The sequence below is a fragment of the Colwellia sp. MB3u-4 genome, assembly GCF_014077065.1.
In the GTDB taxonomy this organism is placed as follows: Bacteria; Pseudomonadota; Gammaproteobacteria; order Enterobacterales; family Alteromonadaceae; genus Cognaticolwellia.
Window position 1 is genome coordinate 164192 of record NZ_JACGVE010000075.1, and the last position, 12889, is coordinate 177080.

5 protein-coding genes are annotated in these 12889 nt (G+C 37.6%); 2 read left to right on the forward strand and 3 right to left on the reverse strand.

Annotated features, from left to right (window positions below; all coding sequences use genetic code 11):
- Positions 1-63: 63 nt before the first annotated feature.
- Positions 64-543: a phosphohistidine phosphatase SixA gene (gene sixA / locus H4J61_RS07010; RefSeq protein WP_182184485.1), complete on the reverse strand. Its 480-nt coding sequence runs from the start codon at positions 541-543 to the stop codon at positions 64-66.
- A gap of 256 nt (positions 544-799) precedes the next feature.
- Between sixA and H4J61_RS07015 the strand changes: the two genes are divergently transcribed.
- Both H4J61_RS07015 and H4J61_RS07020 read left to right on the forward strand, forming a co-directional pair.
- A complete protein-coding gene (locus tag H4J61_RS07015; RefSeq protein WP_182184486.1) occupies positions 800-3595 on the forward strand; it encodes an insulinase family protein in 2796 nt (931 codons plus the stop codon).
- Positions 3596-3860: 265 nt separating this feature from the next.
- Positions 3861-8381, forward strand: coding sequence for an EAL domain-containing protein (locus tag H4J61_RS07020; protein WP_182184487.1), 4521 nt, complete (start codon positions 3861-3863; stop codon positions 8379-8381).
- A gap of 969 nt (positions 8382-9350) precedes the next feature.
- Here H4J61_RS07020 and fadJ read toward each other — a convergent pair.
- Positions 9351-11504 (reverse strand): fatty acid oxidation complex subunit alpha FadJ, encoded by a 2154-nt coding sequence (gene fadJ / locus H4J61_RS07025; protein ID WP_182184488.1) that lies wholly within the window; start codon positions 11502-11504, stop codon positions 9351-9353.
- Positions 11504-12811, reverse strand: a complete 1308-nt coding sequence (gene fadI, locus H4J61_RS07030; RefSeq protein ID WP_182184489.1) for an acetyl-CoA C-acyltransferase FadI — start codon at positions 12809-12811, stop codon at positions 11504-11506. The genes fadJ and fadI overlap by 1 nt, the downstream gene beginning before the upstream one ends.
- Between the last annotated feature and the right edge of the window lie 78 nt (positions 12812-12889).

The following is a 12889-nucleotide window of genomic DNA, read 5'->3' on the forward strand; positions in this document are numbered from 1 at the left end:
CGAGCCAGAGTCTCAAAAACATCATGGCAACCTAGCGCCGAACTTCATTAACTGAAAGCTTCATTAACTGACGACTTGATTAGGTGACATTAAGCGAATAAGCTCGCCATGCATTTTGTCGGTATCATAGTCAATTTGCGCTACCGAGCCCGTTTGAAATATCGGCATAGTGTTATCATTGCTCAATTCGGCGACCAAATAGCTTACCAAAGGCATATGTGACACTAATAATATTTTCTGGTACTGCTCAACAGCGCAAACGGCATCAAGATAATCATGAACATCTTTAGCACTATCTTCTGGTGTAATAATACTTAAGGTTTGCCTTTTACCTACATTGCCTAATTGGCTAATCACGGCATCTGCCGTTTGTTGCGCGCGTAAATATGGGCTAACAAAAACACAATCAAATGAAAGACTGTTTTCTAATAACCATTGTCCCATAATTTTAGCTTCTTTGACGCCGTTTTCAGTTAACGGTCTGAGTGCATCAGACGGCGCAATCATTTTAGCTTGTCCGTGACGCATAACAAAAATTTGCATAAACACCTTAATCTCAACACAATTTCAATATTGTTGATTGTATGTCTAAACCTCATGAATCTTATATATTCAGGTGGCTTAGCCATATTTCTCAATAGGTTCTCAATAATTTTGGCTATAGTAAACGAATTGTTTAGCTTTTTATAACATCTAATAAGAATAAAATGGACTCACCTTATTCCTTAAGGTAATTTAGAAAGATTATCAATAGAGCATAGCCATACCGAGCTACAGCATAAATTGTGCGGGAGTAACCGTGAAACAAAGCCCGAATGACGCTAAACACTATCAAACCATCACCTTAGGCAATGGCTTAAGAGCTTTGTTGATCCATAACCCTGAATCAAATAAATCTGCCGCTGCTTTGGCCGTTAACGTGGGGCATTTTGATGATCCTAATCATCGACAGGGACTTGCTCATTTTCTTGAGCACATGCTATTTCTTGGCACCAAAAATTTTCCTGATGGCAGTGAATATCAGAAATTTATTAATCAACATGGCGGCAGTAATAACGCTTGGACAGCAACAGAACATACCTGTTTTTTCTTTGATATAGGTTATCAACATTTCAGTGCGGCAATAGCACGTTTTGGCGAGTTTTTTACTATGCCGTTATTATCTGAAGAATTTGTTAACAAAGAGCGTAAGAACATTGACGCCGAATTCAAACTCAAGCTTAAAGACGATATTCGACGGCTTTACGACGTTCACAAAGAAACCATTAATCAAGCTCACCCTTTCGCAAAGTTTTCTGTCGGTAGCAGTGAAACCTTAGCCGATAAAGTCGGTTACAATTTACGCGATGAGTTGTGTGCGTTTTTTCAAAAGCATTATCAAGCGCATTTTATGACCTTAGTGTTAGAAGGACCACAAACGCTCACCGAATTAGAAAACTTAGCCCATGAGCATTTTTCCAAGATCAACACTAATGGCATGGCTAAAACAAAAATTAGTGAGCCGCTTTACTTGGACCAGCATCAACAAAAATGGATCACGGTGCAGCCAGTTAAAAACGATCAACAGCTGATCATTAGCTTTGCCATGCCAAGTATTGATCAATTTTATCGTCAAAAGCCTGAAGCTATTCTGGCCTACTTAATGGGTCATGAAGGTCCGGGTAGCATTTTATCATTATTAAAAAGTAAACAATGGGCGCTGGCTTTAACGGCTGGCTCAGGCATAAATGGCTCTAATTTTAAAGATTTCAATATTAGCATCTCACTTTCTAAATTAGGTACACAGCACATCACTACCATTGTCAGTATCGTATTTTCATATCTAAATTTACTTAAACAAGCGCCAATTAATCAACAGTATTATCAAGAGAAAAAAGCCTTAGCTGAGTCATCATTTTCTTACCAAGAAAAACTATCACCTCTGAACTCTGTCAGCCAACTTGTGATCAATATGCAACATTATCCAGAGCAAGATTACATTTTCGGTGATTACGTGATGGAAGGTCAAAATCAAGCAACACTAAATACCTTACTTGGCTTAATGGTTGCGACTAACATCCGCATTATTTCTATCGATAAAAATGTTCCTCAACAGCCCCATTTCAACACCAGTAAATGGTATCAAGTGCCCTACTCGGTCAAGGATATTAAACCCGAGGATATTGAACAATGGCAAAATGCCCCCAAGATAAACGCGCTTTTTTTACCCAGTAAAAACCCTTATATAGTGTCCCGGCCTAAGCTGATCAAAAATGATAATACAGAAAATGGCCCGCTGACACCGCCCAAAAAGATTTGTCAGCAAAATGGTTTAAATGTTTGGTTTAAACATGACACTAGTTTTAATACCCCTAAAGGCTATATCTATCTCTCTATAGACTCTCCAGCCGTAATAGAAAGTGCTAGCACGATAGCAATGACACGTTTATTTATTGACCTTTACAGCGACGCTGTTATTGAGGAGCACTACAACGCCGAATTAGCGGGCATTCACTATCACCTATATTCTCATCAGAGTGGCCTAACGCTAAAATTATCAGGTATTAGTACAAAACAAGAAAAACTATTGCCGCTATTGTTAGCTAGTTTAATGCAGGGAAAATTTTGTCCGAATAAATTCGCATTATTTAAGCAAGAACTGCTCAGTCACTGGCAAAATGCAGAAAACAGCAAATCAATTTCACAACTATTTGCCAACCTTAGCGCCACAATGCAACCCAAAAGCCCCAGTAACCAAAGTTTAATTAATGCCCTAGAGAAGATATCGTTTCAAACGTTTACAAATTTTGTAGCCCATATTTTTGAAAACACCGCGGTCAATTTACTCATTCATGGCAATTGGTCCCGACAATCTGCTGACCATATTATTACCAAGGTTAAACAAGTTTTTGATGGCAAGTTATCTCAAGATAACCAAGTTGAAATTCCATGTCTAGATCTTCAAGGCGTAGGCCCATTAACACTACCGATGGAGTTACCAGAGCATGATCACGCCGCTTTACTCTATTACCCCATGCCAAATAAAGATTTGCGCACAATCGCGTTAACCATGTTAACTAATCAATTATTGTCGCCTATTTTCTTCCAAGAAATGCGCACAGAAAAACAGTATGGCTATTTGGTTGGTGTCGGTTTTATACCGATTAACTGCTACCCAGGCATTGCTTTTTATATTCAATCGCCGCACACCGACTCAGTAACATTAACAGAGGCCATGAATGACTTTATCGCTCGAACAAATAATTACATTACCAATTTACCTGCTGAACACTGGCAGCATTTACAATTTGGCCTAGCAAGTCAGTTACAAGAAAAAGATACAAACTTGAGAATTAAAAGTCAGCGTTATTGGGCCGCTATTTGTAATAAAGAAGCCTCTTTTGACCAAAAGCAAAAACTCATTGTAATGATTAAAACTATCTCAATAGATAATGTAGCTGAATTTATCCAACAATATTTTAATGGCGCAGAGCTAAAAGATCGCTTGTCCTTATTAAGTTATGAAAACAAAACGCAGTTAGATAAAATGACCAAGAATGTAACCATTAATGACAATATCGAATTTTTATTGAAAAAATGTCAAAGAAAATATTAAGTTAGCCGATACAAATAAGTGAATAGATTAATAACCGGAATATCACCACACAATGCCGACACAATAACAGCAAAGATTGACTTAGTTCCTTACATCCATTGTAATAGGGCCTAGCATCCAGAAATAATCAAAATATATGGCATACCTAATAAGCTAAATCATTAAGGTATAGGTTTAACTAAAAAGGGTTGTATTAGTGCTTTTGCTTTTTTTCAAAAAAAAATTAATTTCTCAATTTCGTGCCATGTTTGCTGTCTTGGCTCTAGTGACTCTCCTATACCCTTATGGCAAAATTCTAGCGTCAGAAAACAATATTAATACCCCCCCACTGAAGTTTGACCGCATCTCAATTGCCGAAGGTTTATCACAGAGCTATGTTTACGATATAACTCAAGATAACAATGGCTTTATATGGATAGCTACACAAGACGGCTTAAATCGTTACGATGGTAAAAACTTTGTTTATTATCGTCACGACAGTACCGATAAAAAATCAATTGCTAATAACTTTATTAGAAAAATTTTTATTGATAGCAATAATATACTCTGGGTCGGTACAAATGAAGGCTTAAGCCGATATAACGAATCATTAGATAATTTTGATAACTTCCTCAATCAAACCAATAACAGTAACTCCCTAAAAGATAATGAAGTTTGGGATATTTATCAAGATCAACAAGGTGATATCTTAGTATCCACCAAAGAAGGTCTACATAAATTCGACAGCGAAAATAAAAATTTCTCTCGGATACGAATTCGTGGATTTGATACTGCCTTAAAAGAAATTAAAACTATTTTTCAAGATGAAAAAGGTAATTATTGGCTTGGTACTTTTGATAAAGGTATATATTTAGCTAATAGTACATTGTCATTTTTAGTACCGCTATCTGGTGAAAACAAGTGGAATCTATCACTTAACGCTACCAGCCTTTATGACCTAAAGACTATTGATAATCAATATTGGTTAGCTACAGATAATGGCTTGTTTGTTGTTTCTCAAGATTACAAAATTAAAAAACATTACTCCGCTGACTCAGAAAATATAGATGATAAATTATTATCTAATAATGTCAGGTCTATCGCATTGTTAGATGGATCGATGGTTTGGCTTGGCACGCTAAATGGGCTAAATATTATCAACTTGCTCTCTGGAGATATAGATGCTTATCAAACTGTGCAGCATAAAAGTGCTATTTCAAATAACTATATATTAAAATTATTTAAAGACAGTGCGGATAATATTTGGATCGGAACTGTCGGGAATGGCATCAATACCTTTAACAGTTTACAGTTAAAAATTAGACATGGTTTATTTAGCTATGATGAAACACCTAGTGCCGTATATGCGTTTGCTGAATCTAAAGATGGAAGGATCTGGTTTACAACAAATAATGGAAAGCTAAGCTACACAAACTCAGATGAAAAAATAGTTCATCTAAAAATTGGCAACAAGACAGCTATTTCTCACTTAATGATAGACGATCAAGATAATTTTTGGTTACAAACTGAAGCGAAAAGTCCTAATAAACCAGGAAATCTCTATTACTTTGATACTAAGACGTTAACATTAATTGAGAATAAGGCATGGGGACTCAACTTATCTCATACTGAATACAGTAAATTATTTTTGATAGAAAATAAAATTTGGTTTATTGATAACGAAATGCAATTAGCATCTTTTGACATTAAAACCAATCAATTTGAAATTTATGAACAAGAGAATGGCAGCCTATTTACTACCTTAAAATACGACAATGACAACACAATATGGCTCTCCACAAGCAGAGGTGAAATATTAGCCTTTAATGTATCAAAACTTGATTTTTCAAATAATTTATATTTATTATCGAATAGTAAGCTATTTGGGGATATATCTACTATTTCATTGTCCGATGAATGGATTTGGTTAGGTTCACGTCTCAACGGTTTAGCATTAATAAACAAAAAAAATAATACTAATTTGTTGTTCAACGAAAAAAATGGTCTTAGTAATAATTTCATTGCGGACATAGTAATTGATTCTACCGGTAAAGGTTGGCTTTCAACGAATATCGGCATTAACTCAGTAGATCCTAAAAATAGAATAGTAAAATCTTTCAATAAAGATATGCTATTAAGTGACAATGAGTATATTAGCGACAGCTCTTTACTAACTTCTGCTGATACAATATTTTTTGGAGGAATAAATGGTTTCCATACCTTCATTCCTCAAGAGATTTCTCGCATTGGGCAACTGACAGCGACTCCCACTATTTCTAATATACTCATAGCGAACAAAGAGGTTCCTGTTGCGACCACGTTGCAATCTAATATAACCGATAAAGAGTTTTATTTAGACAAATCCCCTAATCATTTAACTATTCTTACACTCAAGCACACACAGTCCCAATTTAGCATTGAATTTATTACCCCTAATACAAAGTTACCGAACCAGCTAAATTATCGTTACCGTTTAATTGGATTAGAAGATAAATGGATAGATTCTGGTGAAAATAATCAAAGAGCAACTTACACTAATTTAAACTCTGGCGATTATACTTTTGAAGTACAGGCCTACGATTTACAAAACAATCAAGAAAGTAAAATAAAATCGCTCAATATCACCATAACGCCGCCATGGTGGCTGTCAACTAGCGCCATATTTTTCTATAGTCTTATTGCACTATTAATCTTCGCCTACATATTGCAACAGATACGCCATAAGCGTCTTTATCATCTACAAATAAAGTTAAGTGAAGAGCGTCTTAAACTATCTCTTTGGGGCAGTGGTGATGAAATGTGGGATTGGAACATTAAAAGCGGAAAAATATTTCGCTCAAATATATGGGGAGTTTTAGAATTCCCGCAAGATGGCAAGCGCAATGTTGGAGCAGATCAAACCAATATTCACCAACACGATATCCCGCGAGTACGGGAAGCTTTAAACCAGCATATGGAAGACAATAGCGAACACTTTGAAGCGACCTATCGTGTTAAAGATAAAGACGAAAAATGGATCTGGGTACTCGACCGTGGAAAAATTGTCGAACGAGATGAAAAAAACAAACCTAGCCGAATGACAGGGACCTTAAAAGATATTAGTCAAATTAAACGCGCCGATGAACGTTTAAAGCTTTTTGCAAAATGTATCGAGAATATTTCAGACGCGATTGTTATTTACGACCGTCAATTTACTGTCGTAGATATCAATAAAGCATTTCAAAATATAACCGGTAAAAATAAGTTACAAATGCAAGGGACTTTACTTAATTTTGATCAATATCCTGATAGCTTTAATCAAAAAGTTAAACAGCATTTAATGACCAAAGGTAGTTGGCACGGTGAAATAAAAAGTAAACGTGACAATGGCGAGATTTATTCAACTGACTTTAATATCGATATCATTCGTGACGAAAGTGGTAATATATCGCACTTTGTCGGCGTTTTCTCTGATATAACCAAGCGTAAGCAAACAGAAGTAGAATTAAGAAAACTTGCCAATACCGACACCCTAACTGGGTTACCGAATCGTGCTTATTTTCAAGCCAATCAACAAAAATTAGTGAGCAGTAAAGTCCCACATGCCTTACTGGTGTTTGATTTAGATAACTTTAAAAAAGTTAATGACTCATTAGGACATGAAGTCGGCGATGTTTTGCTATGCAAAGTGGCCGAACGCATTAAAATTCTAGGCCGAAATCAAGATACGGTTTATCGTTTAGGTGGTGATGAATTTAGTATAATTGTTGAGAACACCAATGATCTTCATACCATCACCCACATCGCCAAAGAAGTTTTAAAATCTATTGCACTACCGCTTAGGCTTAAAAGCCAAGAAATTGTGCTTTATAGTAGTATTGGCATCGTAATTTATCCTGAAGATGGCGCGAGTCCACAAGAGCTCCTTAAAAATGCCGATACGGCCATGTACCATGCGAAAAATACGGGTGGTAATAAATACCAATTTTTCAGCGACTCTATGAATAAAACCGCCGTTAAACGCCTGCAAATAGAAAGCTTAATTCGACACGGATTAAAAGAAGATTTGTTTTCGGTTTTTTATCAACCAAAAATCGAGATTGCAACAGGAAAAATAGCGGGTATGGAGGCCTTAGTTCGTTTTGAAACACCGAATAAGGGTATAATAAGCCCAGTGGTCTTTATCCCTGTGTCAGAAGAAACAGGGCAAATTATAGATATTGGTGAGATAGTTTTACGCAAAGCATGCTTTGCCACTAAAAAATGGGTCGATACCGGGCTTTTTGATGGACGTGTGGCGGTTAATCTTTCAGCAGTGCAGTTTACCCAACCAAATTTGGTGGCAATGATTGCTGATACGTTAAAAGAAAGTGGCTTACTGGCAAAATATCTTGAGCTAGAGATCACTGAAGGCACGGTAATGGACTCACCACAAAAAGCGATTGATACTATGTTACAAATTCGTGCGATGGGCATCCATTTATCACTGGACGATTTTGGCACGGGTTATTCTTCACTGGCCTATTTAAAAAAATTCCCCTTAAATACGTTAAAAATAGACAAAGCCTTTGTTGATGATATTGAAACCTCAGAGCAAGGGCGGAATATGGTGGCAACAATAGTGACCATCGCACATAACTTAGGTATGCAAGTGGTCGCAGAAGGCGTTGAAACCAATCAGCAATTGAGCTTTTTATCTGGCTTACGTTGCGAGCAATTACAAGGCTACCTTTATAGTAAACCGCTACCTAAAGGTGACTTCCAAAAGTATTTGCTTTCTTTTCAAATTGCCAATAAATCTACTTCATTTGGAAAAAATGCCATTTAAACAAAGTTGTCAACTTTATGACGCTGTAACTTTTATGTAAAATTCGTGTTAAGAGCCTTGTAAATAAAGACTTTTATTGTTGGCACGATTTTCGCTTTACTGTTATTGAATTTAATTTAATTTAATTTAATAACAATAAGGAATACCATGTTTAGTTCACTAATTCTTTCTTTTGCAATGTCAGCAACTCCAGCAGCAGATATAAACAATGAAGCTTTTATAATCGAAGAAGTCGGAACTCGTAAAAACGAAGTTCGTATAGATACTAGCACTAACGAAATTAGCATCTAGGAGGCTGTATGATTAACTTAATTAAATCATTATTTATGACTACAAAGACTGAAAACACTATTGCTGCAAGCATCGAAATAAAAGAAATGCCTGCAAGTACTTGGTGGAATTAAGACCTTATAAAGCCTGTTGATTTTTATAAAGATTATTAGACACTACGCTACAAGGAAGTTAGCGTCTTTATAAATTAAAAGTTACTGACATTAAAACAGGCTATATTTTTTATTATGCTGGAAATAACAAGCAATCAAAGCCAAAACGCTGGTATATCTTTACACGTTTTTTCATACAAAACATAGGCCAAACAAAAGGACCAAACATTAAACCGGCTATTGCCCATCGCTTTATACCTAAGCCACTGCTGATTGCCTGGCAATAAAAAAACAAAGAAAAAACAACGCTTAATACCCCGCTGAATAACAAAATCATGCTCTACTCACTTTGAAAAATTAGACTTGAAAAGTAAAAAAACCAACACGCCTAGTTATTTTAACAAGTTTAGAGTAATTATTCAAAAACTATGTATTTTATTGTTAACTTATTATCTCAAATTAATAGCCCCCTATTTCAAAAAAAACAATAAAAAAAAGAGGCAATAAATTGCCCCTTAGTAAATTAATTATCACCACCTTAGCGGTAAATAAATACCGTATAAGATAATGTTAGCCAGAGTATAGGCTAATTATAAAAGCTTTCATTTTGCTCTGCCATTTTCACTAAGGCATCACAAGGCGTAAATCGCTCACCAAATTCAGCTTGCCATTGGGTTAATTTACTCACTAAAGTTGCCGCGCCAATTTTATCCATGTACTTAAAAGGTCCACCAAGGAAAGGCGGGAAGCCTATACCAAAAATAGCGCCAATATCGCCGTCACGGGCATTGCGGATAATATCTTCATCTAAACAACGAGCTGCTTCATTAAGCATCATATAAACACAGCGCTCAGCTTGTGCGTCAGTAACCGTGGTATTGCTCACCTTAAGCCCTAGCAAGGCATATACACTTTCATCGACTAATTTCTTCTTACTTTTAGTATTATATTGATAAAAGCCTTTTTTAGTTTTTTTACCTAAACGGCCATCATCAATTAATTTAGAAAATGCCGTTGGTGGAGCAAACCTATCCCCTAATTCTGCTTGTAGAATTGGACCGATTTTAGCACCAACGTCAAGACCAACTTCATCTAATAGCTGCATAGGTCCAACGGGAAAACCAAATTTAACCATAGCTTTATCAAGCGCTTTAATAGAGCAACCTTCAAGCAATAACATCGCGGCTTCATTTAAATAAGGCGCTAAAATACGGTTAACATAAAAGCCGGCTTTATCTTTTACCACAATCGGTGTTTTGCCTTGCTGCTTGGCAAATGCGACGGTAGTCGAGATAGTTTGATCAGAGGTTTTATCGTGAGCGATAATTTCCACTAACGGCATTTTGTCAGCCGGTGAAAAGTAATGTAGACCAATAACATTTTCAGGTCGTAAAGCGTGCTCTGCTATTTGGCCTATTGGCAAGCTTGAAGTGTTACTGGCGAAAATAGTACCTTCTTTACAATGGCTTTCAATATCCGCCAGCATTTTTTGTTTTAAGGTTAAATCTTCAAACACCGCTTCAACAACAAGATCAACATTGCCAAAACCAGTATATTCTGTCGTACCAGTTATTAGCGCTAATTGACTTTGCATTTCGCTATGACGCATAAAACGGCGTTTAACTTTTTTGTTTAACAAATCATAACCATATTTTAAGGCATGGCTGATACCTTGATTTGAAATATCTTTTATCCGCACAGGTAGTTTAGCTTTTGTTGCTGTGACAAAAGCGATACCTCCACCCATCAAACCGCCACCAAGCACTGCGGTATTAGTTATTTTTTTAGGCGCCACACCTTCAACGCCCTGCTCTTTTTTCATATCTGTGGTCGCAAAAAATAGTTGTCTAAGCTGAACAGAAACATCACTCATCACTAATTGACCAAAATGTTCAGCTTCCACTTGATAACCTTTTGAAGCAGCTTGCTCAACACCGGTACGAATACAGTCAATTATTTTTAAAGGCGCAGGATAGTTACCTTTAGTTTGACCTAATACCATTTTTGTCGCTTTAGAGAATAAAATATTTCGGCCTACGCTATTACCTTCAAGTAACTTATCCATTATGGATAATTGGCGAGCTTTAGGTTTTACCTTGCCAGAAAGCGCTAGCTGCTCTGCAGTTTTCAGCAAAATACTCTGCGGCACTACATCATTTACCAAGCCCGCTTTTAATGCTTGCTTAGCACGTAATTGCTTACCGGTTAGCATCATATCTAATGACTTTTGAATACCAACACGTTTGGGTAATCGTTGTGTGCCACCACCACCTGGCAGTAAACCTAATTGCACTTCAGGCAAGCCTAGGGCGGTTTTTGAGCTGTCACTACAAACGATGGCATGACAAGCCATAGCAAGTTCTAATCCGCCACCTAAACAAGCGCCATGCACTGCAGCAACAACCGGGATTGATAAGTTTTCCAGTTGATCAAAAATCATTTGCCCTTGACGTGACAAAGCCGTGGCTTGCGCAGCAGAAGTACAATTCGCCAACATATGCACATCAGCGCCGGCGACAAAAGAATCCGCTTTACCACTGGCTAATACTAAGCCAGTAATCGACTTGTCTTCGCGAATCTCTTTTAATATTTCCGCTATTTCATCAGAAAATTCAGCTTTCAAAGTGTTCATAGAGTCGCCTTTAACGTCCATGATCAAATGCGCTATACCATTTTCTTGGCGAGCTAAACTAAAGGTTTTATTATTTTCTGCTTGTTCACTATTTGTTACATCAGTCATTAATCTGTCTCCACAATCATAGCCGCGCCTAAACCACCAGCTGCACAAGCTGTGGTTAAGCCAACACCGCCGCCACGACGGTTTAATTCATTCAATGTTTGTACAATCAATCGAGTACCTGTTGCCGCAAACGGATGACCATAGGCTAACGAACCACCCATGACATTGAATTTGTCCATATCGATTTCACCAATGGCTTTATCACGCCCTAAATGCGTTTGAGCAAACTTGTTACTGGCAAACATTTTCACGTTGGCAAGCGCCTGCGACGCAAAGGCTTCATGCATTTCAATTAAATCTACATCGGCTAAATTCATGCCGGCACGCTGTAAGGCGATTGGCGAAGCATAACTTGGCCCCATTAGCATATCTTCCCAAACATCAATCGCGGCAAAGCCGTAACTGCGAATGTAGCCTAAAGGTTTATAACCGAGTTCTTTAGCTCGACCTTCACGCATCATTAAAATGGCAGAAGCGCCATCGGTTAGCGGCGTACTTGTCGCCGCCGTTACCGTACCGTGTTTGCGATCAAAAACGGGGCGTAATTTGGCATAACTGGCTAGCTCTGAGTTTTCACGAATACAATTATCTCTCTCGATAAATGACTTGTAGGGTTCGCTATGGGCGGTCATCACCTCACCTGCTAGCTTACCTTCTTGCCAGCTCTTCGTGGCTAGGGTATGTGAGCGATGCGCTAATGCATCTTGTGCTTCACGGGTAATACCATGTGTTTTTGCCATTTGTTCTGCGGTATGCCCCATTGACAAACCAGAAGAATATTCGGCAACCGCCGGAGGTACAGGTAATATATCCTTAAAGTTAAGCTGGCGAATAAGCGCCATCTTTGCACCAAATGAACGGGCTTTACTTAAATCTAATAAGGTGCGAGCAAATTTCTTCGAGACACCAATGGGCGCTACAGACGAAGAGTCAGCACCACCGGCAATACCGACATCAACAAAACCCGCCATAATTGACTCAGCAACATTAACCGCAGATTGAAAACTAGTCGCACAAGCACGAGAAACACTATAAGCATCCGTATGAACATTCATACCAGTACCTAGCACAATTTCACGGGCAATATTTGGCGCTTCTGGCATTTGCACTACTTGCCCAAACACTAACTGGTCGATAATTTTTGGGTCAACGTCATGCTTTTGTAGTAATTCATTGACAACAATTTTGCCTAAGTCGACAGCAGGAACACCATGAAAAGCAGTCGCTTGTTTTGCAAACGGCGTACGTAAGCCCGCGACTATAGCTATGCGCTCTCCACTGCCAGTTATTAATTTTGATTTTGTCATTTTTAATTCCATCTTGTTGCAACACTCAAGAGGTCAGACCTCTTCGGATTTGTGATAATTCTAACCAACTATAGAAAT